This window comes from Candidatus Binatia bacterium, assembly GCA_036563615.1.
GTDB lineage: Bacteria > Desulfobacterota > Binatia > UBA12015 > UBA12015 > DATCMB01.
This window is the reverse complement of sequence record DATCMB010000020.1, coordinates 1-22,199: the sequence shown is the minus strand read 5'-3', so window position 1 is coordinate 22,199 and position 22,199 is coordinate 1. Positions and strand designations below refer to the sequence as shown.

General features: G+C 71.3%; 18 protein-coding genes and 4 tRNA genes. 3 read left to right on the top strand and 19 right to left on the bottom strand.

What is annotated here, in order from left to right; all coding sequences use genetic code 11:
- Nucleotides 1–16 precede the first annotated feature (16 nt).
- The 4 genes from VIS07_16760 to VIS07_16745 all read right to left on the bottom strand — a co-directional run bounded on the left by VIS07_16760 (nt 17) and on the right by VIS07_16745 (nt 4,985).
- The gene (locus VIS07_16760; GenBank protein HEY8517161.1) at nt 17–649 is read right to left on the bottom strand and encodes a glutathione S-transferase family protein; all 633 of its coding nucleotides are present in this window, start codon (nt 647–649) and stop codon (nt 17–19) included.
- 167 nt (nt 650–816) lie between these two features.
- Nucleotides 817–2,571 (bottom strand): lipoyl synthase, encoded by a 1,755-nt coding sequence (gene lipA, locus VIS07_16755; GenBank protein HEY8517160.1) that lies wholly within the window; start codon nt 2,569–2,571, stop codon nt 817–819.
- Nucleotides 2,568–4,217 (bottom strand): 2-oxo acid dehydrogenase subunit E2, encoded by a 1,650-nt coding sequence (locus VIS07_16750; protein ID HEY8517159.1) that lies wholly within the window; start codon nt 4,215–4,217, stop codon nt 2,568–2,570. Before VIS07_16750 ends, lipA begins: the two co-directional genes overlap by 4 nt.
- Nucleotides 4,218–4,316: 99 nt before the next feature.
- Entirely contained in the window at nt 4,317–4,985 is a 669-nt protein-coding gene (locus tag VIS07_16745; GenBank protein HEY8517158.1) for a ribonuclease HII, read from the bottom strand.
- 124 nt (nt 4,986–5,109) lie between these two features.
- Here VIS07_16745 and VIS07_16740 point away from each other — a divergent pair, with 124 nt between their 5' ends.
- Entirely contained in the window at nt 5,110–6,300 is a 1,191-nt protein-coding gene (locus VIS07_16740; GenBank protein HEY8517157.1) for an acyl-CoA dehydrogenase family protein, read from the top strand.
- A gap of 67 nt (nt 6,301–6,367) precedes the next feature.
- Here the strand turns inward: VIS07_16740 and VIS07_16735 are convergent, their stop codons facing one another.
- The 4 genes from VIS07_16735 to VIS07_16720 all read right to left on the bottom strand — a co-directional run bounded on the left by VIS07_16735 (nt 6,368) and on the right by VIS07_16720 (nt 12,895).
- The gene (locus VIS07_16735; GenBank protein HEY8517156.1) at nt 6,368–7,180 is read right to left on the bottom strand and encodes a hypothetical protein; all 813 of its coding nucleotides are present in this window, start codon (nt 7,178–7,180) and stop codon (nt 6,368–6,370) included.
- Between the two features lie 180 nt (nt 7,181–7,360).
- Nucleotides 7,361–8,524, bottom strand: a complete 1,164-nt coding sequence (locus VIS07_16730; protein ID HEY8517155.1) for a hypothetical protein — start codon at nt 8,522–8,524, stop codon at nt 7,361–7,363.
- Nucleotides 8,517–10,313 (bottom strand): ABC transporter ATP-binding protein, encoded by a 1,797-nt coding sequence (locus tag VIS07_16725; protein HEY8517154.1) that lies wholly within the window; start codon nt 10,311–10,313, stop codon nt 8,517–8,519. The genes VIS07_16730 and VIS07_16725 overlap by 8 nt, the downstream gene beginning before the upstream one ends.
- Nucleotides 10,310–12,895, bottom strand: a complete 2,586-nt coding sequence (locus tag VIS07_16720; protein ID HEY8517153.1) for a glycosyltransferase — start codon at nt 12,893–12,895, stop codon at nt 10,310–10,312. Before VIS07_16720 ends, VIS07_16725 begins: the two co-directional genes overlap by 4 nt.
- Nucleotides 12,896–13,071: 176 nt before the next feature.
- Here VIS07_16720 and VIS07_16715 point away from each other — a divergent pair, with 176 nt between their 5' ends.
- On the top strand, nt 13,072–14,148 hold the full coding sequence (locus tag VIS07_16715) for a glycosyltransferase family 2 protein (protein HEY8517152.1): 1,077 nt from the start codon (nt 13,072–13,074) through the stop codon (nt 14,146–14,148).
- Here VIS07_16715 and VIS07_16710 read toward each other — a convergent pair.
- Genes VIS07_16710 through VIS07_16700 form a run of 3 tightly spaced genes read right to left on the bottom strand, consistent with a single transcriptional unit; the run spans nt 14,069 to nt 16,180 of the window.
- The gene (locus tag VIS07_16710; GenBank protein HEY8517151.1) at nt 14,069–14,836 is read right to left on the bottom strand and encodes a GNAT family N-acetyltransferase; all 768 of its coding nucleotides are present in this window, start codon (nt 14,834–14,836) and stop codon (nt 14,069–14,071) included. The genes VIS07_16715 and VIS07_16710 overlap by 80 nt on opposite strands.
- A gap of 4 nt (nt 14,837–14,840) precedes the next feature.
- The gene (gene rffA / locus VIS07_16705; GenBank protein HEY8517150.1) at nt 14,841–16,013 is read right to left on the bottom strand and encodes a dTDP-4-amino-4,6-dideoxygalactose transaminase; all 1,173 of its coding nucleotides are present in this window, start codon (nt 16,011–16,013) and stop codon (nt 14,841–14,843) included.
- Nucleotides 16,010–16,180, bottom strand: coding sequence for a hypothetical protein (locus VIS07_16700; GenBank protein HEY8517149.1), 171 nt, complete (start codon nt 16,178–16,180; stop codon nt 16,010–16,012). The genes rffA and VIS07_16700 overlap by 4 nt, the downstream gene beginning before the upstream one ends.
- A gap of 161 nt (nt 16,181–16,341) precedes the next feature.
- On the opposite strand from VIS07_16700, the gene VIS07_16695 reads away from it, so the two are divergent.
- Nucleotides 16,342–17,202 (top strand): MOSC domain-containing protein, encoded by an 861-nt coding sequence (locus VIS07_16695; protein ID HEY8517148.1) that lies wholly within the window; start codon nt 16,342–16,344, stop codon nt 17,200–17,202.
- Between the two features lie 42 nt (nt 17,203–17,244).
- On the opposite strand, the gene VIS07_16690 is transcribed toward VIS07_16695, so the two are convergent.
- From VIS07_16690 to VIS07_16655, 8 genes are all read right to left on the bottom strand, one after another.
- Nucleotides 17,245–17,805 carry a lytic transglycosylase domain-containing protein gene (locus tag VIS07_16690; protein ID HEY8517147.1) on the bottom strand — a complete coding sequence of 187 codons (561 nt, stop codon included), beginning with the start codon at nt 17,803–17,805 and terminating at the stop codon, nt 17,245–17,247.
- Between the two features lie 514 nt (nt 17,806–18,319).
- Nucleotides 18,320–18,405: transfer RNA gene (locus tag VIS07_16685), tRNA-Leu, on the bottom strand.
- Nucleotides 18,406–18,421: 16 nt separating this feature from the next.
- Nucleotides 18,422–19,618: an HRDC domain-containing protein gene (locus VIS07_16680; protein HEY8517146.1), complete on the bottom strand. Its 1,197-nt coding sequence runs from the start codon at nt 19,616–19,618 to the stop codon at nt 18,422–18,424.
- Between the two features lie 213 nt (nt 19,619–19,831).
- Nucleotides 19,832–19,904: transfer RNA gene (locus tag VIS07_16675), tRNA-Cys, on the bottom strand.
- A 95-nt stretch (nt 19,905–19,999) separates the two neighbouring features.
- A complete protein-coding gene (locus VIS07_16670) occupies nt 20,000–21,061 on the bottom strand; it encodes a tetratricopeptide repeat protein (GenBank protein ID HEY8517145.1) in 1,062 nt (353 codons plus the stop codon).
- A gap of 163 nt (nt 21,062–21,224) precedes the next feature.
- Nucleotides 21,225–21,725, bottom strand: coding sequence for a hypothetical protein (locus VIS07_16665; GenBank protein ID HEY8517144.1), 501 nt, complete (start codon nt 21,723–21,725; stop codon nt 21,225–21,227).
- 79 nt (nt 21,726–21,804) lie between these two features.
- A tRNA-Gly gene (locus VIS07_16660) sits at nt 21,805–21,878 on the bottom strand.
- 93 nt (nt 21,879–21,971) lie between these two features.
- Nucleotides 21,972–22,060, bottom strand: a tRNA-Ser gene (locus VIS07_16655).
- Nucleotides 22,061–22,199 lie beyond the last annotated feature (139 nt).

Below are 22,199 nucleotides of genomic sequence, written 5' to 3'. Positions count from 1 at the left end.
GCGAGAGAGCCCGCGCTCAGAGCCCTTCGAGGCGGCGGATGCTCTCGCGCTGGCGCAGACGGTCGACGTAGCCGCGCAGCGCGCGCGAGCCCTCGGGCAGCGGCACGCCGCGCGACACCAGCAGCAGCAGGCGCGGCGCGAACGCGGCGTCGGCGAGGCTGAAGTTCCCCACCAGGTACTCCTTGCCGCCCTGCAGCTCGCGCTCGAGCAGCGCGAACGCGCGATCGACCTCTTCCTTCGCGCGGCGCAGCTTCTCCGGATCGCGCTCGTGCTCGGGCTTGACGTGCTCGGTCAGCAGGTTGCCCGCCGGCAGCACGAACGCCATGTCCGCGTAGTCCTCGAGCTGACGCACGCGCGCGCGCGCCGCGGAGTCACCCGGCGGCGGCAGCAGCGCCGGCTCGGGATACTCGTCCTCGAGGTACTCGTTGATGATCGTCGAGTCGTAGATGACCGTGCGGTGCTCCTCGTCGTCCTCGTCGACCAGCACGGGCACCTTGTGGAACGGATTCAGCGCAAGAAACCACGGCTCGAGCTGTTCGTGCTTCCGCAGATCGACAACCGTCATCTCGTAGTCGAGCTGCTTCTCGGCCAGGACGATGCGTGTCTTCTGTCCAAATGGACACTGCGGGTAGTCGTACAGCTTGAGCATTCGCCTCCTCCGCCCCCTTTTTCGTCTTTGCTGAAGACGAGTTGACTACGGGAAATGGTGCGCGGGCGCAACGGACATGCGTCGAAACATGGCATCGACGCTGCCCGAGGCCGCGACCGAATTTCGCAACCGTGCGGGCTGCGGAAGTGCCGAAAGGACTGCGGAAACTACGTATGCGCGGGCGGGACGTGCGACCACGCATGGTACGAGCTGCGCACCAGCGGCCCCGACTCGACGTGGCGGAAGCCGAGCTCGCGCGCCCGCGCGCCGAGCTCCTCGAACTCGCGCGGCTCGAGGTAGCGCTCGACCGGCAGGTGCTTCTTGCTCGGCTGCAGGTACTGGCCGAGCGTGACGATGTCGCAGCCGACCGAGCGTAGGTCGCGCAGCACGGCGAGCACCTCGTCGATCTCCTCGCCGAGCCCGAGCATCAGGCCCGCCTTGGTCAGCAGGTCCGGACGGGTCTCGCGCGCGAAGCGCAGGACGTCGAGCGAGCGCTCGTACCTCGCCCCGGCGCGCGCCCGCTTGTACAGCCGCGGCACGGTCTCGAGGTTGTGGTTGTAGACCGCGATCGGCGACGCCGCGACCTCCTCGACGCAGGCGCGCCGTCCCTGGAAGTCCGGCGTCAGGACCTCGACCTGGCAGTCGGGGACGAGCTTGCGGATCGCCCGCGCCGCCGCCGCGAAGTGTCCCGCCCCGAGATCCGGGAGGTCGTCACGGTCGACCGAGGTCACCACGACGTGCGTGAGCCCGAGCTTCCGGACGGCGTGCGCCAGCCGGTACGGCTCCATCGGGTCGAGCGGCTGCGGCCGGCCGTGGTGCACCGCGCAGAAGCCGCAGTTCCGCGTGCACGTGTCGCCCATCAGCATGAAGGTCGCCGTGCCGTGCGCCCAGCACTCGGCGACGTTCGGGCAGCGCGCTTCCTCGCACACCGTCGCGACCCCGGACTCGGCGACGATGGCGCGCGTCCGGGCGTAGCCCTCGCCCCCCGGGACGCGGACGCGAATCCACTCGGGGTGACGGCGGCGGACGGTGGCCTCGCTCGCGCTCATTCGGTCTCCTGTGCTGGTGCCGCGGCCGACGCGCAAGTCGCGGCCCGAGCCACGCTCCGCGGCCGCGTCGGTCGGGGCGGCGGCTTCCGCGCCGGTTTCGGCGTCCGCGCCCGCGAGCGCCGCGCCGACGTGGCGCGCCGCCAGCTCCGCGACGGCGTCCAGCGCTGGGACCGGCCTCCCCGTCTCGAGCGCGATCGACGTCATGCGCACGCCCGCGAGCCCGCACGGCACGATCGCCGCGAACGGCGTCAGATCGAGCGCGACGTTCAGCGCGAAGCCGTGCATCGTGACGCCGCGTCGCACGCCGATGCCGATCGAGGCGAGCTTGCGCGCCCGACCCGCGAGCATGTGCGTCTCGTCGAGCGGACGTCCGGCGAGCGCGTCGTCGACCACCCAGATCCCGGTGCGTCCCGGCCAGCGCACGGCCTCGACGCCGAGCGCGCGCGCGGTCGCGATCAGCCCCGCCTCGAGGTCGCGCAGGAAGCGGTGCACGTCGCCGCCGCGGGCGCGCAGGTCGACGAGCGCGTAGCCGACGAGCTGTCCCGGGCCGTGGTAGGTGACGTCGCCGCCGCGGTTGATGCGCACGAGCGGCGGCTGCGTCCCGTGATCGTCCGCGGCGAGGAGCCCGAGGTGCTCGGCGCGGCCGCCGCGCCCGGTCGTGTAGACCGGATCGTGCTCGAGCAGCAGCAAGGTGTCGCCGACCGTCGCGTGCTCTCGCACGATGCGCTCCTGCAGCGCGAGCGCCTCCGTGAACTCGACGCGCCCGAGCCAGCGGCACGAGAGCGCGCGCCCGTCGCGTCCGCGGAGCGTCGCGAGCGGCACACCCGGTAGCGTCCAGGGCGTGCTCGCCGACGGTGCGACGACCGCGCTCATGCGCCCCCGCCCAGCAGCAGCGCCACCGGGCTCTCGAGCCGGCGCTTGACGTCGGCGAGGAAGCGTCCGCCCAGCGCGCCGTCGATCACCCGGTGGTCGCACGACAGCGTCATCGACATCGTGTAGCCGACCCCGAGCGCGCCGTCGCGCACGACGGGGCGTTGCTTGACGGAGCCCACCGCGAGGATCGCCGCCTGCGGCGGATTGATCACCGCGGTGAACGAGTCGACGTCGAACATGCCGAGGTTCGAGACGCTGAACGTCGCGCCGGAGAGGTCCGCGCTGGTGAAGCGCCCGCTCTCCGCCTTCTCGGCGAGCGCGCGCGCCTGCTCGGCGATCTCGAGGAGGCTCAGACGATCCGCGCCGTGCACGACCGGCACGATCAGCCCGTCGGGCACCGCGGTCGCGATGCCCACGTTGATCTCCTCGAGCATCTCGATCGCGTCGCCCGCGAAGCGCGCGTTGACCTCGGGGAACTCGGCCAGCGCGTCGGCGACCGCCTTGATCACCATGTGGTTGTAGGTCACGCCGACGGGCGAGAGCTCGAGGCGCTTGATCTGCTCGCGCATCCGCACCGCCTCGTCCATGTCGACGACCGTCGTCAAGTAGAAGTGCGGCGCCTCGCGCGCGCTCTCGCTCATGCGCTTGCCGATCGACGCGCGCATGCGCGACAGCGGCACGCGCCGCACGCCGCCCTCGGCGCGCGTCTCGCCGGGTTCCTGACGCGACTCTCGCGCGGCGGGCGCGGCCTCGCCCTTGCGCGGCTCGGGCGCGGCTTCGGCCTCGGGCTTGGCGCCTTCCCGATCGGGAGCCGCTTCCGCGCTTTCGCGCTCGGGCTGCGCGGGACGCTCGGCCCCGGGCGCGGCCTCCTCACGACGCGCGACGACGCCCAGCCCCGGCTCGGCGCCCTCCACCGTCTCGCGCGACGGCGTCTCGTCGAGCGCCTCGGCGGACGCGCTCTTGCCGCCGTCCTGCGGGCGACGCTTGGCGGCGGCCGCCGCCGCGAGCTCGACGTCGCGGCGGGTGATCCGACCGACCGGGCCGGTGCCGCGCACGGTGCGCAGGTCGATGCCGAGCTCCGCGGCGAGCTGACGAGCGAGCGGCGACGCCTTGATCCCGTCCGGCGGGCGCCCCTGCGACACCGGACGCGGCGGCATCACGCGAACGGTCGCCTGCTTCGGCGGAGAAACGCTCTTCGGCGCGCTCGCACGCGGCTGCGCGCTCTCGCGCGGCGCCGCGGCGGCATGCTTCTGCTCCGACGCCGGCGGCTCCGCGCGCGTCTCCGCGGGGCGCTGCGCCGTGCGTTGCGGCGGCTGCGCAGACGATTGCGGCTTCGCCTCCGCACGCGGCGCGGACGCCTCCTCGCGCGACGCGGCCTTCTTCTCGCCTTGGCCGGCGCCGGCCGCCTCGCCCGCGCCGTCGATCACCGCGATCACCGCACCGACCGGCGCGCTCTCGCCTTCGCCGAGCTTGACCTCGCGCAGGATGCCGGACGCGGGCGCCTCGACCTCCATGTCGGCCTTGTCGGTCTCGACCTCGACCAGCAGCTCGCCGGCCTCGACCCGCTCACCGGCCTGCTTGAGCCAGCGCAGGATCTTGCCCTCCTCCATGGTGTCGGAGAGCTTCGGCATGGTGACTTCGGCCATTCGTCCGTCCCCTGTCGCAAACGTCACCGCCGCGGCCTCGCGGACGGCTCGATGCTCACCAGTCTAGCCGAAGCCGACGGACGAGCCGAAGCAAGCGGATCAGACCGCGACCAGCAGCGCGCGAACCGGAGCGAACGAACGGCGGTGGATCGGCGACGGCCCGAGCCGGCGGAGCGCGTCGAGGTGGGCCGCGGTGGCGTAGCCGGCGTGCGAGGCGAAGCCGTAGCCGGGATAGCGCTCGTCGAGCTCGCACATCAGGCGGTCGCGGTACACCTTGGCGACGATCGACGCGGCCGCGATCGAGTACACGGTCTCGTCGCCGTCGTCGACGCAGGTCTGCTGGATGTCGAGGTCCGGGATGCGGCGCGAGTCGACGAGCAGGTGCTGCGGCACGATCGGCAGCGCGGCGACCGCGCGACGCATGGCGAGCAACCCCGCCTGGTAGATGTTGATCTCGTCGATCTCCTCGACCTCGACCATGCCGATCCCGACGCCGAGCGCGCACTCGCGGATCTGCGCCTCGAGCGCTTCGCGGCGGTGACGCGGGAGCGCCTTCGAGTCGGACACGCCGTCGATGCAGACGTCGCTCGGCAGCACGACCGCCGCTGCGACCACCGGCCCCGCGAGCGGCCCCATGCCGACCTCGTCGACGCCCGCGACGTGCATGATCCCCATGCCCCAGAGGGCACGCTCGGTGAAAAGCTTGCGCTCGCGATCACGCTTCAGCTGACGCGCCTTGCGCGCCGCCGCTCCTCCCCGCCGCTTCATGGCCCGCCGCATACAACGACGGAGCCCAGGACTCCAGGGTGCACGACGCCTTGAACGCCCGCGGACGAGGTGTTGAACTGCGGCCGCGCTCGTCGCGCAGGCTCATTCGTCGACGGAGGAAGCAGTGCAGGACGTTCAGATCGATCAGGACATCATCGCCGGCGTTCGCGCCTTCGTCGACAAGGAGGTCATGCCGGTCGCGAGCGAGCTCGAGCACCGCAACGAGTACCCGCAGGCGCTCGTCGACCGCATGAAGGAGATGGGGCTCTTCGGCGCCACCATCCCCGAGGAGTACGGCGGGCTCGGGCTGTCGATCAGCACGTACGCGGTGATCGTCGAGGAGCTGTGCCGGGGCTGGATGAGCCTGTCCGGCATCCTCAACACGCACCTGATGATCGCCTACATCATCCGCACCTTCGGCAACGAGGAGCAGAAGAAGCGCTTCCTGCCCGCGATGGCGCGCGGCGAGAAGCGCGCGGCCCTCGGCCTCACCGAAGCGCACGCGGGCAGCGACGCGCAGCGCATCCGCACCGTCGCCGTCAAGCAAGGCGACCGCTACATCGTGAACGGCAGCAAGATGTGGTCGACCAACGCGCGCACCGGCACGATGTTCGGCCTCGTCGTCAAGACCGATCCGACGGCGAACCCGCCGCACACGGGCATCTCGATGCTGATCGCCGAGAAGTTCGACGATCAGGGCAAGCCGATTCCGGGCTGCACGATCAGCCGCGACCTGCCGAAGCTCGGCTACAAGGGCGTCGAGTCGGCGGAGGTCGCGTTCGAGGACTTCCCGGTGCCGACCGCGAACCTGGTCGGGCGCGAGGGCGAGGGCTTCAAGTACGTGATGGCGGGCCTCGAGATCGGCCGCGTCAACATCGCGGCGCGCGCGGTCGGCGTCGCGCAGGCGGCGCTCGACGCGGCGCTCAAGTACGCGCAGGAGCGCGAGACCTTCGGCAAGCCGATCTGCGAGCACCAGGCGATCCAGCTCAAGCTCGCCGACATGGCGACGAAGATCGAGGCGGCGCGGCTCTTGACGCGCAGCGCGGCCGCCAAGAAGGACCGCGGCGAGCGCAGCGACGTCGAGGCCGGCATGGCGAAGCTCTTCGCCTCGGAGACCTGCCACGAGGTCGCGCTCGAGGCGATGCGCATCCACGGCGGCTACGGCTACAGCCAGGAGTTCCCGGTCGAGCGCTACTACCGCGACGCGCCGCTGATGATCATCGGCGAGGGCACGAACGAGATCCAGCGCCTGGTGATCGCGCGCGGCCTGCTCAAGCGCGCGGGCTACAAGCGTCCGGCGGGTCTCGACGAGTAGCCGCCGCGTCGAGCGCCCCGTGCGGAGCCCGACGCGCGGCGCCAGCGTGGTCCCGCGCCGCCCCGCCTCAGCGGTCGAAGCGGAACTTCTTCGGGATGTCGAAGGCGTCCCAGTGCAGGACGTCGTTGCCCGGCTCGAACGGCACGCCGTCGCGTCCCTGCGGCGAGCGGTCGAGGACGAGCTTCACCGCCGGGTTGTCCTGGAAGAGCGCCGCGGGCGAGTTGTCGTCGATGCCGAAGCGCTCGAAGTACGGGGCGTCGACGAAGAACGCGTTGTTGCCGAAGCGGTTGTGGTAGATCAGCTCGTAGCCCTTCTTCTTGCCGAGCTCGTAGAGTGACTGCAGGCTCGCGCCGAAGTAGTCGGTGCGGTCCCAGTAGTTCATCGGGTGGAACTCGATCACCATCCGCTGCGGCGGCGGGAACAGCGAGTTCACCTCGATGACCACGACCTTCGGCCGGAAGTCCCGGATCGCGCGCCAGACGTAGTAGTCGTTGCTGTCGATGTCGATCACCAGCAGGTCGAGGTCGGGCGGCACGCCGTTCTCTTCGAACAGCAGCTCGATGTTGCCCGGGAAGACCCAGGCCTGCAGCGTGCGGACCTGCGGGTAGTCGGCGTAGTTCGCGGCGAGCTCCTTCGCGCGCTCCTCGTCGCCCTCGATCAGCAGCCCGCCCCAGCCGTGGTTGACCACGAGGTTGCGCACGTTGCTGTTCTTGATGCCGTCGCCCGCGCCGAACTCGACCGCGAAGCGGTTCGTCGGCTCGATGATCGTGAAGATCTTCTCGAGCACACCGTCCTCGCCCGACTGCGAGAACACCGAGCGCTCGTGCGCGGCGAGGTCGACGCGCTCGGGCGAGCGGTTGCACGCGGCGAGCGCGAGCACGACGAGCGGGGCGAGCAGGACGAGGGCGCCGCGCCTTCGCCGCGACGCCGGGGAAGCTGAGCAGGATTCGGTGAGCAAGCGCACAAGAGCTACGCGAGCCGTCACGCGTCTGTCAAAGCCGTTCGTGCGCGCATCGCAGACGGGAGTCGCGCAAGGCCGCGACGTGCGCGCGGGCGCGGCTCAGACCCCGATCACCCGCAGCATGTCGCCGAGCACGCGCTCGGCGGCGTAGTACTCGCGCGCGATGCGCAGCGCGGCGGCGCAGTGCCGCTCGTAATCCGCCTCGACCGCGCGGATCGCCGCCACCGCCTCGTCGAGCGTCGAGTAGGTCAGCAAGCCCTCGCCCGAGGGGATGCGCTTGCTCGCCCCGGTCTCCTGCGTCACGACCGGACGCCCGGCCGCGAGGTAGCAGACGCTGCGATCGCTCGACCAGCCGGAGCGCGGACGCACGTAGATGTCCTTCGCGACGGTGAACTCGCCGCGCGAACTTTGGATGAACTGGCGGTACACGTCGAGGTCCTGCGACACCGCGCGCGGATCGATCGTCCGCCAGCCGTTGTCGCGCAGCAGCGCCGCCTCGCGCTCGCCGGGCGGCTGGATCGCGACCTCGAACTCGACGCCGCTCCGCTTCGCGACCGGCAGGTAGTGCAGGAAGTTGAGGTGCTTCGACCAGCGGTAGGTCTCGCCCGCGAACTCGACGTCCTTGCCCTTGTTCTCCCAGGTCGCGATCGTCGACCACGCGCCGCGCGCGGGCGGCGGCGCCTCCCACAGGTCGAGCACCACCGGCGGCCGCGTCGCGTGCCACGTGTAACCGGACAGCGGCACCGGGCAGTCCGGCTGTCCGAGGTTCTCGCCGTAGGTGAACAGCACGTCGTGCGCGTCGAGCATCGCACGCACGGTGGCGTCACCCTTCGCGGCGCGGAACTGCTCGTACACGGGATCGGTCTCGACGTAGACCAGCTTCGCGCGGCCGGAGCGATGCTCCGGACGCGGCGGGCTCGCGCCGCACAGGTTCCAGATCGAGCCCGCGGTGCGGTACAGCTCGTCGAGCGCGTCCTTGCCGAGCCCGAGCCAGCGGTCGCGCGCCTCGTCGCGGTAGACCCAGCGGTCCGCGAGACCGATCCGCGCCATCGCCGCGCGCAGGAACTCCACGTTGTACGTGCAGTCGTCGCTGACCGTCATGCGGATCGGGTCGTAGGGGTACGCGCCCGAGTCCTCCGCGTACCAGACGTCGTAGCCGAGCCGCTTGAGCCCGAGCAGGTACTGCAACGCCTGCCAGGCGACGCCCGCCATCGGGTAGCGCGCCATCAGGCCGAGCACGAGGATGCGTCGCGGATCAGCCAACGCTCTCCCTCCCCGCCTCCTCGAGTCCCTGCTGTGCGGCGTGCAGACGCGCGAACAGCCCGCGGCGCGCGACCAGCTCGTCGTACGTCCCCATCTCTTCGATCGTGCCGTCGCGCAGGACGAGGATGCGGTCCGCGCTGCGGATCGTCGACAGCCGGTGCGCGATGATGAACGACGTGCGTCCGACGAGCAGCCGGTCGAGCGAGCGCATCAGCAGCGCCTCGGTCTCCCCATCGAGCGCCGAAGTGGGCTCGTCGAAGATCAGGATCGGCGCGTCGCGCAGGATCGCGCGCGCGATCGTCAAGCGCTGACGCTCGCCTTCCGAGAGCGTCGCGCCGCGCTCGCCGATCACCGTGTCGAGACCCTGCGGCAGGCGCGCGACCAGCGGGGCGAGCTGCGCCGCCTCGACGGCCGCCTCGATCTCGCGCGGCGTCGCGTCGCGGCGTCCGTACGAGACGTTGTCGCGCAGCGTCGTCGGGAAGACGAGCGGCGGCTGCAGCACCATCGCGATCTGCCGACGCAGCGAGCGGACGTTCAGCTCGCGCAGGTCGACGCCGTCGAGCGTGATCACGCCCTCGTTCGGGTCGTAGAAGCGCGCGAGCAGGCTGACGAGCGTCGTCTTGCCGGCGCCCGTGGGACCCACCAGCGCGATGCGCTCGCCGGGCTCGACGGTCAGCGAGACGCCGCGCAGCACGAGCGAGCCGGGAGCGTAGCCGAAGCTCACGTCGCGCAGCTCGAAGCGTCCGCGCACGTCGGCGCGCTGCAGGACGCGCGGACCGTCGGGGACGTCGGGCGCCATGTCGAGGATCTCGAAGACGCGCGCGATGCCCGCCTTCGCGCCCTGCACGAGCCCGTAGCTCTGGCTGATGCTGTTGATCGGCGCGTAGAGCGACGCGAGGTAGCTCGTGAAGACCAGCAGGTCGCCGACGGTGAGGCGAGCGTCGAGCACGGCGCTCGCGCCGACCCAGATCACGACCGCCGTGCCGACCGCCGCGATCACGTTCACCAGCATCGAGTAGCCGGTCTGGTAGGTGTAGAGCCGCAGGTTCGCCGACAGGCTCGCGCGGCTCACGTCGCCGAAGCGGCGAAGCTCCTCTTCCTCGGTGGTGAAGGCCTGGATCACCTTGATCGCCGACATCGAGCGCTCGGCGGCCGTGTAGAGGTCGCTCTCGCGCTCGCGCGCCTGCGTCGCGACCTGCGTGATCCGCGCGCTCATGAAGCGGATCGCGACCGCGAGCAGCGGACACACGAGCAGCGCGACCATCGTCAAGTAGAGATCGAGCCGCGCCATCACGACCAGCATCCCGATCAGCATCGCGAGCGCCGACACCGTCGGGAAGAAGCCGTTCATGGTCAGCGTCTGCACGGCGAAGGTGTCCGCGGCGAGGCGGTACATCAGATCGCCGGCGCTGCGTCGCGTGTGGAAGCGCAGCGAGAGGCGCTGCAGGTGCTGGTAGAGGTCGCTGCGGAAGTCGTCGACCATGCGCTGGCCGACGTCGATCGTCACGTAGTTGCTCACGACCTGCAGCAGGCCGAGGATCACGTAGAGCAGCACGAGCGCGATCGCGGCGAGCGCGAGCAGGCCGCGCGCGTCGAGCTCGTCGGGGAAGCCGAGCCACGGCAAGGGCTCGCCGCCGAGCACGCTGTCGACCACGACCTTCAGCGGCCACGGCTTCGCCACCTCGGCGAGCGAGATGCCGAGCACGAGCGCCACCGCACCGGCGAGACGCCAGCGATACGGACGGAGGTACGGCGAGATGCGACGCAGGTGGGCGAGCAGCTCGCTCACGCGGTGCGCCTCTTCTCCTTGGGCAGCGGCGTCAGCTCGAGCCGGCTCGCGAGCGTCCCGAAGACGCGAAGCAGGATGCGGCCAAGGCGGAAGTTCTGGTAGGCGACCGTCCCCGCATCGAGCAGCGCCAGCAGGGCGCCCATGCGGGCGAGGTCCGGGTTGTCGAGCACGACGCCGAGCACCGCGACGCCGACGCAGGCGAGGAACGCCCAGAGCCCGGTCTTCGCGCTGTGCAGCGACACGCGCACGCGCAGCAGACGCTTCGAGCCCGTGTGGTTCTCGACCGCGACCGCGATCCGCGCCGACGTCCAGAAGCCGCGCGACACCTCGATGTCCCAGTCGTTCCAGCCCGAGTCGATCGAGATGCGGTACTTGCGCACGGCGAGGAACGACATCAGCTCGTGCAGCAGGTGATCCTTCTCGTGGCCGCTCTCGCTCCACAGCGCGAGCTGGAAGGTGCGCCGCAGCCACGAGACCTCGGTCGGACGCAGCTTCACGGCCCCCTCGAAGCGCTCGACGTCCTTCGTGCCGCGCATGCGCCACAGGTAGCGCTCGAAGCTGCGCACCAGCGGTCCGAGGTAGAGCAGCAGCATCACGAGCAGGCGCGCGCGCAGCCCGCGGAAGCGCGGGTCGAGCTTCGCGCGCGCGGCGCTGTTCGCGGCCGACATCACCGAGATCGCGAGCGGCAGCGACGACGCGATCAGGTACTCGCCCGAGATCAGCGCCGTGAGCAGCAGCACCGCCGCGATCAGGTTCCACTCGAGCGTGAACGGCAGGTAGCTCAGGAACGACGCCGGACGCTCGTAGAGCGTCTGGAAGAGCCCCTGCCCGAACGTGCCGTAGTAGATCACCGGGCGACGCGTGAAGAACGACGTCGTCAGGTCGCCGTAGATGCGTCCGAGCCAGCGCGACTGCCCGAGCAGGTTGAAGTGCAGCGGGTGCTTGAAGAACAGCAGCGCCTCGGCCTTGCCGTAGCCCATCTGCTGCTTGAGGTAGGCGCGCACGGTGTTGCGCCGGAAGTGCCACACCATCGCCGCCGGGCTGAAGCCGATCGTGTAGCCCGCGTCCTGCAGACGCCAGCACAGGTCGACGTCGTCGCCGGCCGCCGTATAGTTGACGTCGAAGCCGCCGATCTCCTCGAGCTTCGACTTGAGGAAGGCCATGTTGCAGCCCGGGATGTGCTCCGCGACCTCGTCGTTCACCAGCACGTGCGTCGGACCGCCCGGCGACACCGCGACCGCCGACGGCACGAGCGTGTCCTCCGGCGGCGGGAAGTTCGGACCGCCGACCGCGACGAAGCCCTCCTTGAACTTGTACGCGAGGTACGTGAGCCAGTCCGGGTCGACGACGCAGTCGGAGTCCGTGTAGGCGACGATCTCGCCGCGCGCGGCGTCGCAGCCGACGTTGCGCGCCGCCGACAAGCCCAGGTTCGGCTGGTCGATGACGCGGATGCGTCCGCCCTCGAAGCGGTGCGCGATCTCGCCGGTCGCGTCGGTCGAGCCGTCGTTGACGACGATCACCTCGTAGTTCGGGTACGGGCAGTCGGCGAGCGACTCGAGGCACGCCGCCATCGTGCGCTCGGCGTTGTACGCGCAAACCACGACCGAGATCATCGGCGGGTCGGGCGGCATCGGCGGCAGCGGCTCGGTGAACGTCCGCTGCACCGCGTAGTACGACGGCTTCGGCTTGCGCTCGACGTCGACCAGACCGAACGCCCAGTCCTCGACCTGGAAGCCGCCGCCGGTCTGCCAGGACAGCGCGAACCAGTCGTCGGTCCACGAGAAGACCGTCACGCCCGCGGCACCGACCTCGAACGCGGCGCGCACCTGCCAGCCGAGGATCTCCGCCTGCTTGTCACGCCCCTCGCGGATCGAGTCGATGCCGAACTCCGAGAGGAACAGCGGCCGGTCCTCGGCGAGGTTCTGCAGCCGCATCAGGTAGCGGCGGAAGTCCGGCTCGCGGTGCAGGTAGACGTTGAACGAGAGGAAATCGAGGAAGTCGAGGTCGAGGTACTCGGTCGGCGGGAAGTTCGCGTAGCTGACGAGCGTGTCGGGCGCGGCGCCCTTCGCCTCCTCGTAGAGCGTGCGGAGAAAGCTCTGCACGCGCTCGGGTCCGTGCCAGCGGACGATGTCGGGCGGCGTCTCGTTGCCGACGAACAGCGCCAGCACCGCGGGATGTTTTCCGACGGCGCGCGCCGCATCCGCGATGCGCCGGCGCGCGTCGCGCATGATCGGCGGGTCGTCGAGGAAGCAGACCTGCTGCGCCCACGGCACGCCGACGATCGCGCGCAGGCCGTGCTCCGCGGCGAGATCGAGCAGCCAGATCGGCGGCGGCGTGAAGGTGCGAAAGGCGTTCGCGCCGAGCTCGCGCATGAGCCGGAAGTCCTCGCGCACGCGCTCGCGCGTGGGGAACGGCGTGCCGTCCTCCGTCGGGCGGAACGGTCCGTAGGAGACCGCCTTGACGTAGAGCTTCTCCTTGCCGGCGAAGAAGAACTTGCCCGAGACGCGGACGCGCTCGAGCGCGCCCGCCGGCGCCGCGGCGACCAGCGGCTCGCGCTGCGCGGCGATCGAGGGCACGCTCATGGCCGCTCCCACTGCGCTGGCTCGCCCTCGATCATCGATCTGCCATGCGTAACGGCGGCCCGGCGCGGGAGCAAGGCCGGTCCGCCGCCGCGCGCGCCGGACATCCCCGCGCCGGACACCAACGAGACCGCCTGCTTGCCACGCTCGCGATGCCGGTGCGAGGATGCCGCACGACGATGCGTTCCGTCCCGCACGCGACGCAGGCCCGCGACGATGCGCAGCACCGCTCGCCGACCACGGAGGCGACGCCCTGCCCCGCTCCCGCCCGCGGCGTCTCGGTCGTCGTCCCGGTCTACGACAGCGCGACCATCCTGCCGCGGCTCGTCGAGCGGCTCGCGCCGGTGCTGCGCGCGGTCGCGCGCGACTACGAGCTGATCCTGGTCAACGACGGCAGCCGCGACGCGAGCTGGAGCGTCATCGAGGAGCTCGCCCGCACGCACGACTGGGTGCGCGGCATCGACCTGATGCGCAACTACGGTCAGCACAACGCGCTCCTCTGCGGGATCCGCGCGGCGCGCCACGAGGTCGTCGTCACCATGGACGACGACCTGCAGCACCCGCCCGAGGAGATCCCGCGGCTGCTCGCCGAGCTCGACCGCGGCCACGACGTGGTCTACGGCGCGCCGCTGCACGAGCAGCACGGCTTCCTGCGCGACGTCGCCTCGCGCGTCACCAAGCTCGCGCTCGCGCAGACCATGGGCGCGCCGATCGCGCGAAAGGTGAGCGCGTTCCGCGCGCTGCGCACGCGGCTGCGCGACGCGTTCGCCGCCTACGACGGCTTCTTCGTCTCGATCGACGTGCTGCTCACCTGGGGCACGACGCGCTTCTCCGCGGTCCCCGTCGAGCACGCGCCGCGGCAGGACGGCACGTCGAACTACACCTTCCGCAAGCTCGTCACGCACGCGATGAACATGATGACGGGCTTCAGCGTCTTCCCGCTGCAGATCGCGAGCCTGGTCGGCTTCGGCTTCACGCTCTTCGGGCTCGCGGTGCTCGCGTACGTGATCGGGCGCTACCTGATCCAGGGCAGCAGCGTGCCGGGCTTTCCGTTCCTCGCCTCGGTGATCGCGATCTTCTCGGGCGCGCAGCTCTTCGCGCTCGGCATCATCGGCGAGTACCTCGCGCGCGTGCACTTCCGGACGATGAACCGTCCGCCGTACACGGTGCGCTCGCTCAGCGAGCCGGCGTCGGCGGAGACGACTGCGTCGGCGGCGTCAACCACAGATGGAAGCGCAGCTTCACCTCGGCGGTGAGGAAGCCGAGCCGCTGGTAGAGCCGCTGCGCCGCGACGTTGTGCGCCTGGGTGACGACCTGCACGCGCTTCGCGCCGTGGGCCTGCGCCCAGCGCACGACCTCGGCGACCAGCGCGCGGCCGCCCCTGCGCTGGCGGTACGGCTCGTCGACGCCGACGAGCTCCAGATCGCACAGCTCGCCGTGCAGCTTGCAGCAGGCGAAGCCCAGCGCCTCCGCGCCCGGGGCCTCGCGCGCCACCAGCACCGCGTCGGCCGAGCCGCCGAGCGCGTTGCGGATCCAGGTCCGGTAGAGACGCTCGACGTCGCCGGTCGGAAAGCGCGGGTCGAAGGCGTAGCGGCTCACGCGCGACACCTGCTCCGCGATCCGCTCGAGGCGCGGGAGCTCGTCCGCACGCGCCGGCTCGAGGACGTAGCGCTCGTCTTCCGCGCAGCTCGGTAGCGGCGTCGCCGTCGAGCGCTCGAAGACCACGCGCACGTCGACCAGGTGAAAGCCGCGCGCCTCGGCGACGAGCAGCGTCGCGAGGTCGTCCGCCGCGGCGGCGAAGTACACGCACTCGAGGCCGGCCGCGCGCGCCTCGTCCAGAAGACGATCGGCGGTCGCCTCGTCGAGACGTTCGATCCGCGCGCGTCCGATCGGACGGCCGAAGAAGTCCGAGTCCCAGGCGAGTCGTTCGACGAGCGCCGCCATCGCGTCAAAGCTCGCGGAACGAGCACACCGTGTCGATGACCTCGTCCTGCTCGGCGTCGGTCAGCGACACGAACATCGGCAGACGCAGCAGCCGCTCGCTGACGTCCTCCGCGACCGGGCAATCTCCGGGTCGCCCGCCGAGCTTGCGGCCCATCGGCGAGAGGTGCAGCGGCAGGTAGTGGAACACGGCAAGGATGCCGCGCTCCTTGAGCCGCGCGATCAGGCGCGTGCGCGCGTCACACGACGGCAGCAGCAGGTAGTACATGTGGTACGTCTGCTCGCGGTCCGGCGGCACGATCGGCGTGCGCACCCCGTGCTCCGCCGCCCACGCGGCGAGCCCTTCGTGGTAGCGCGACCAGAGATGCGCGCGACGCTCCTGGATCGTTCGCCACTCGCAGAGCTGCCCGTACAGGAACGCCGCGAGCACGTCCGACATCAGGTAGCTCGAGCCGACGTCGACCCAGCGGTAGCGGTCGACCTCGCCGCGGAAGAAGCGGCTGCGGTCGGTGCCCTTCTCGCGCAGGATCTCGGCGCGCTCGATGTAGCCCGGGTCGTTGATCAGCAGCGCGCCGCCCTCGCCGCAGGTGACGTTCTTGGTTTCGTGAAAGCTCTGCGTCGCGAGGTGCCCGAGCGTTCCCAGGTGACGTCCGCGGTACTTGCCGAAGAGACCGTGCGCGTTGTCCTCGATCACCGCGAAGCCGCGTCGATCGGCGAGCTCGAGGATCGGATCCATCTCGCACGCGACGCCCGCGTAGTGCACCGGCACGACGGCGCGCGTGCGCGGACCGATGCATCCCTCGAGCAGGCGCTCGTCGAGGTTCAGCGTGTCGGGTCGGATGTCGACGAAGCGCGGGCGTGCGCCGTGCAGCACGAAGGCGTTCGCGGTCGAGACGAAGGTGAACGACGGCACGACGACCTCGTCGCCGGGCTCGAGCTCGAGGAGCAGCGCCGCGATCTCGAGCGCGTGCGTGCACGAGGTGGTGAGCAGCGCGCGCCGCACGCCGAGCGTCGCTTCGAGAAACTCGTGGCAGCGGCGCGAGTACTCCTGATCGCCCGCGATCTGCCCGATCCGCATCGCGTGCGCGATGTACTCGAGCTCGCGTCCGACGAGCGACGAGCGATGGAACGGGATGCGGTAGCCGCCCGCGCTCGCGTCCGGCGAGTCGCGCTCGCTCACGATGGCGCTCCCTCGTCGCCGAGGACGTACGCGTCGGCGAAGCGTCCACGGCGCGCGCAGTCCGGCATCCCGCGGTTGTCGTACAGCCCGTCGATCACGTAGGGCACCCGCTCCGACAGCAGGTAGAGCACGCTGCGGTCGCGCATCAAGAGCGGCACCACGACCACGCTCTCGCCTCCGTGCGATCGCGCTCGAGGCGCGGCTCGTCTCGCCGCGTCCGCGCTGCGACCCGCGGCTACGGTCGGCGACGCGCGCATGGTAGGAGCGTTGCGCCGCGCGGTCGAGCAAGACGAGTCCGGTCCTGCTGCCGCGCCGCTCGGGAGGATCGATGCGCGTCGGCAGCGTGAAGGAGATCTGGCGCTACCCCGTCAAGTCGATGGCGGGCGAGCGTCTCGCACGAACGGACGTCGGGATGCAGGGGCTCGCGGGCGACCGCGGCTGGGCCGTGCGCGACGAGCAGCGCGGCGGCATCCGCGGCGCGAAGAAGATCCCCGACCTGATGCGCTGCGCGGCGCGTTACCTCGGCGAGCCGACGCTCGCACGCGCGGGCGACGTCGAGATGCGCCTGCCGGACGGCGGCATCGTGCGCAGCGACGCGCCCGACGTCCACGAGCGCCTCAGCGCGGCGCTCGGCACGCCGGTCACGCTGTGGCCGCTGCAGCCCGCGGACAAGCTCGACCACTACCGCCGCGGCGCTCCGACGCACGACGACCTCGAGCAGGAGCTCCGCTCGATGTTCGGCCTCGAGCCCGACGAGCCGCTGCCGGACCTCTCCGGGCTGCCGCCCGAGCTGTACGAGTTCGAGTCGCCGCCGGGGACCTACTTCGACGCCTTCCCGCTGCTGCTGCTGACCGAGGCGTCGCTCGCCCACCTGCAGAGCCTCTTGCCCGACTCGCAGATCGACGTGCGCCGCTTCCGGCCGAACTTCCTGATCGCGACGCCGGACGCCGAGCCGAGCTTCGTCGAGAGCGCCTGGACGGGACGTCGCTTGCGGATCGGCGGCATGGTCGCCGAGGCGACGATCCACTGCATGCGCTGCGTGATGACCACGCTGCCGTTCGACGACCTGCCGAAGGACCCGCGCATCATGCGCACGCTGGTGCGCGACGCGAAGCAGTGCCTCGGGGTCTACGCGCGCGTCGTCGAGCCGGGACAGGTCACGCAAGGCGACCCGGTCGAGCTCCTCTAGCCGCGTCGCGAGCCGGATGCGCTCGCTGGGCGAGGACCGCGCTCAGGCGTGCTCGTCGAGCAGGCCCTGGTAGCGAGCGAGGATCTTCTTCACGTAGCGCGAGCCGCGCGCGCGGTGCTTCGGCATGCTCGAGACCCGCGTCGGGCCCATGTTGTAGGCCGCCATCGCGAGGTACGGGTCGCCGAACTGCTCGAGGAGCTGGGTCAGGTAGCTGAGCCCGAGCCGGACGTTGAGCACCGGGTGGACGAGCGTCGTGCGCCCCTGCCAGGGCACCCCGACCTCCTTGGCGACGGCCTTGGCCGTGGACGGCCGGAGCTGCGTCAGGCCGACCGCGCCGCGCGGGCTGTTGGCGGTCGGCGAGCAGGTGCTCTCGACCTCGACCATCGCCATCACGAACATCGGGTCGTAGCCGTGGCGCTCGGCCTCCTGATGGATCGCCTCGGCGATGCGGGCGCGCTCCGAGCGGTTCAGCGTCGGCCGGCAGCGCGAAACCGCGGCGAACAGGCGCTCGCGGACCACCTCCGCCTCCGGCCGCTCGACGGTCGAGGTCGCCTCGTTTGCGGCCTTCGTCGCGGTCGCGACCGCGGGCTGCGGCTGCTGCACGGCGGCCGGCCGTGCCGCCCGCTCGGCCTCCAGGACCTCCGCCGCCCGCCTGGGGGCCAGGTCCGAGGACAGGAAGACCGCGATCGATCCGCTGACGGTCGCGGCCAGGGCTGCCCGGGTGGCGAAGGCGGAGAGCGTCCGCCAGGCAAGCGCACCACGGGACGCCGACGGGGCGGAAGGCTGCGCGTCGGCGGCTGCGAGTACAGGTGAATCGGTCATGGGAACGTCCAGTCGCCGAGCGTAACGCGCTGCGTCAAACCCACAAGCGTGGGTTTGCCCAGAAAGTCTCATGGCTAGGATGAGCGCGGCTGAACCCCGCCTCGGATGGCCCAGGGATGGGCCTGGGGCGGGAGCCGCAACGGAGACTCCGCTGGGGGGTCGCGGCTGGGCTCGGGCGGTCTGTCTTGAGGCGACCCTTACGTCAGCACACGGGAGCGCCGTCCACAACCCCAGAATTTCGGTCGGCCCGGATAGCGAAACACCGGGCGCCGGCCAGCGGCGCCGCCATGCGAGGTGCCGGGGGCGGGACTCGAACCCGCACGGGGCTCACGCCCCAGGGGATTTTAAGTCCCCTGTGTCTGCCGATTTCACCACCCCGGCCGGGGTGTGGCGTCGCTCACTCGGCGGCCGGCACGCCGCGCGCGTCGTCGCCGGGACCGCGCTCGACCTCGAGCAGCCGCACGCCGCCGTTGCCGTCGCCGGTCAGCGCCGCCTCGCCGGCGAGCAGCCGACGTAACGCCGTGCCGGCGAGCTCGGCCCGCCAGCCGGTGCTCAGACGACCGGTGCGCCGTCCCGCCGCGAGCAGCTGCACGTCGGCCCGGGTGCCGAGCAGCGACGGCTCGATGCGACGCTGGGCCGCGATCTGCGCGATCAGGGCGAGCCCCAGCGCGACGCTCGGACCGACGTCCTCGTCGACCGGCGGCTCGCCGCGCGCCGGCAGGCGCAGGTCCTTCGGATCGAGCGCGAGCCCGCGCTCGATCGCCGCGAAGATCTCGTCCGCGATCGCACCCCGCACGTGCCGCGGCTCGAGGCCGCGGACCTTGGCGAGCTGCTCGCGCGTCCGCGGCGGACGCTGCACGATGCCGGCGAGCGCCAGGTCCGGTAGCACGAAGCGCGGCGGGATGTCGCGCGCCATCGCGACCCGCTCGCGCCAGGCCGCCACCTCCTGCGCGACCCCGCGCGCCTTGCCGCGCAGGCTGCGGCTACCCTTGATCCGCCACCAGGCCGTCTCGGCCTCCGGCGGACCAGCGACCTTGAGGCGCAGGTTCTCGCACTCCTCCTCGATCCAGGCGAGCGTGCCGGCGGCGCGCGCGCGCTCGACCAGCGCACGGTGCATCGGCAGCAGGTGCTCGACGTCCGCCGCCGCGTACGCGATCTGGCTCTCGTCGAGCGGGCGGCGCGTCCAGTCCGTGAGGCGGTCGCCCTTCGCGAGCGTGGCGCCGGTGAGCGCCGTCACCAGGCGGCCGAGCGCCGCGAAGCCGAGGCCGACGAACGCGGCCGCGATCTGCGTGTCGAACAGCCGGCTCGGTCGCGTGCCGCAGGCGAGCCACAGCACCTCGAGGTCCTGCTCCGCCGCGTGGCAGATCATCAGCCCGGGGCTCTCGAGCAGGCGTCGCAGCGGCGCCACGTCGACCGCGATCGGGTCGATCACGGCGATGCCCGACGACCACGAGAGCTGCACCAGCGCGAGGTGCGGGAAGTACGTCCGCTCGCGGTGGAACTCGGTGTCGAGCCCATAGGCGGGCTCGGAGACGACGGTGTCGACGAGCCGCTCGAGCCCCTCCGCGTCGTCGATCCACAGCGGCTTCGTCACGCCGCGACTATAGCGACGGCGGCGAACGCTGCCCACTGTCGAGCGTCGCGTGCGAGCTTCGACGCGGGCCGAGCGCGCCGTCGCCGGGTCGCGTGCGGGCGACGGCGGCTCCGACGGGCGGCTCGCAGCCGGCCCGTCGTGTCACCGGTGCGCGGGCGCCTGGCGGCGTCGCCGTGTGGCGCGCCGGGCCGACGCCCGCCGGCTCGAATCAACAGGCGGCGGTGAGAATCGAACTCACGAATAAAGGTTTTGCAGACCTTCCCCTTAGCCACTTGGGTACGCCGCCCGGGGAATTCGAACGAGCGCGACGCGAACGCGTGCGCGTCGAACGAGCTACCATACGCGCCGGTAGCGCGCTAGCGAGCTCGTGCTTTGGCGCTCTCAGCGCGGCTCGGTTTCGGCGGAGGACTTGCGGCGCGCCGGCTGCGCCCGCTTCACGTCCGCGAGGTGCGAGCGCGCGACCGCGGCCCACTCGCTGCCCGGCTCGAGCTCGAGGAAGCGCTCCCAGTGCTTGCGCGCGAGCGCCCAGCTCGAGAGCTTCTCGGCGACCAGCGCGAGGTTGAAGTGCGCGTCGGCGTAGCCCGGCCAGAGCGCGATCGCGCGGCGGTACGCGCGCGTCGCGCCGAGCAGGTCGCCCATCTCGTCGCAGGCGTTGCCCAGGTTGAAGTGCGTCCGCGGGTTCTCCGAGTCGAGCACGGTCGCGCGCGCGTACATCTCCCGCGCGCGCGAGAACTCGCCGAGCTCGTAGTAGATGTTGCCGAGGTTGATCAGCGACGGCACGTGCGTCGGATCGATCTTGAGCGCGCGCTGGTACGCGGCGATCGCGGTCGGGTAGCTCGAGCGGTCGCGATCGGCCCAGAAGCCGACGTCGAACCACGCGTCGGCGGACTCGGCGTCGGGCCGCACGTCCATCCGGCGCGGCTTCGGCTTGATCGCCGCCATCGGGAAGCGGAACTCGAGCTGGCCGCGCAGCTTCGGCGCGAGTCGCTGGATGACCTGCGAGAGCGTCAAGCCAGCACCGAGCAGCTCGTCGACCTGACGCAGGACGCGCAGGTCGGCGAAGCGGTAGCCGACGCCGTTCGGCAGCTGCACGGGGTTGATCAGACCGCGGCGCGCGAGGCTCTGGCGGCGCGCCCAGGTGACGCGCGGATACAGCCGCGCCGCGTGACGGGCCGGGACGAGGTCGTTGAGCTCGGGCGGATCGGGCAACGGATCGGAGGTCGAGGCGCACACCAGATTCAGGAACTGCGCCTCGGTGAGCGTTCGCTCGGCGGCGACGGCGGTCGCGCGTCCGCCGTTGCCGAGCACGAGGTAGTCGAGCGAGCGTCCGCGCGCGACGCGTCCACCCGCGTTGCGCACCAGCTCGCGTGCGAGGCGCCGATCACAGGACAGCAGGCGCCCGGTGAAGCCGATTCGTTTACCCGCTAGCGGCGAATGCTGCACCTCGTCCACACAACCACCCCGGTTGCGGCTCCGTTTGCGGACACGCCGGACGTCTCGACGCGCCCCACCTCGATTGGCGCTCGCTTCGCGCAAAAGACGCCGCGTGTCAAGAAGTCCGGTCGTGCGCGTGCGCTCGCTTGCGGTGCTCGAGCTCGAGCCGGGCTCAGCCGACGTGGCTCGTCAGCACGGACTCCCGCGCCAGCGTTTGTACTTGACGCACGGCCGCCTCGATCGTCGGCGCCTGGGCCGAGACGCCGAGGTCGGGGACCGTGGCGACGTACGCCCCGCTCTGCTCGCTCCACTCGACGACGATGCGATGGCGGAACGGAGCGCTCGCCGGCGACGAAGCGGAGTTGCCCGGACGTGCGTAGCGCGTGCTCGACGTCACGGTGCCTGCACCGGCGTCCCCTGCGGTGCGTCCGCGCGCCTTGCTGACGACGAGCCGGCGACCATGGAACTCCGTGTCGTTGAGGCTTTCGATCGCGGCGTCGGCGGCGTCGCCGTCCGCCATCTCGACGAAGGCGAAGCCACGACTGCGGCCGGTCTCACGGTCGTGGATGATCCGGATGCTGCTGACGGTGCCGAAGGCGGTGAACGTCGCGCGGAGCTCGTCTTCGGTCGTGGCGAACGGGAAGTTGCTCACGAATAACGTGTTCGACGCCATGGCGAACGCCTAACACGGCCCGCGCGCGCTAGGCTAGAAAGAAATCCGCCAGCGCCTCCCGTGAGCAGGGGGATGAGAGAGCGGGTGACCGGGGTCGAACCGGCGACCTCAACCTTGGCAAGGTTGCGCTCTAGCCAACTGAGCTACACCCGCAAAGCGTTACGACTCGCTGTTGGTGCCGTAGATAATGAACGAGCGGCTGGGGAGCAATTGCCGATCGCGAAATTCTCCCGCCGCGCGTCGGAACGGAGAGGGTGGGATTCGAACCCACGGTACCCTTTTGGGGGTACACGCGATTTCCAGTCGCGCCCGTTCGACCACTCCGGCACCTCTCCATTGCAATTTCGCCCCCGTGCGGTGCTCGGTGACCGCGCTGCGCGCGTTCACCTGCGCTCCTCCGATGGGCCTCGTCGGTCGGGCAAAGCCCTCCCTCCTCGCAGCAATTTCGCCCCCGTGCGGTGCTCGGTGACCGCG

Bases quoted from the DNA above. Each gene is read 5' to 3' on its own strand.
- VIS07_16760 (HEY8517161.1), bottom strand. From the start codon at position 649: ATGCTCAAGCTGTACGACTACCCGCAGTGTCCATTTGGACAGAAGACA.
- lipA (HEY8517160.1), bottom strand. From the start codon at position 2,571: ATGAGCGCGGTCGTCGCACCGTCGGCGAGCACGCCCTGGACGCTACCG.
- VIS07_16750 (HEY8517159.1), bottom strand. From the start codon at position 4,217: ATGGCCGAAGTCACCATGCCGAAGCTCTCCGACACCATGGAGGAGGGC.
- VIS07_16745 (HEY8517158.1), bottom strand. From the start codon at position 4,985: ATGAAGCGGCGGGGAGGAGCGGCGGCGCGCAAGGCGCGTCAGCTGAAG.
- VIS07_16720 (HEY8517153.1), bottom strand. From the start codon at position 12,895: ATGAGCGTGCCCTCGATCGCCGCGCAGCGCGAGCCGCTGGTCGCCGCG.
- VIS07_16715 (HEY8517152.1), top strand. From the start codon at position 13,072: ATGCGTTCCGTCCCGCACGCGACGCAGGCCCGCGACGATGCGCAGCAC.
- VIS07_16710 (HEY8517151.1), bottom strand. From the start codon at position 14,836: ATGGCGGCGCTCGTCGAACGACTCGCCTGGGACTCGGACTTCTTCGGC.
- VIS07_16695 (HEY8517148.1), top strand. From the start codon at position 16,342: ATGCGCGTCGGCAGCGTGAAGGAGATCTGGCGCTACCCCGTCAAGTCG.
- VIS07_16665 (HEY8517144.1), bottom strand. From the start codon at position 21,725: ATGGCGTCGAACACGTTATTCGTGAGCAACTTCCCGTTCGCCACGACC.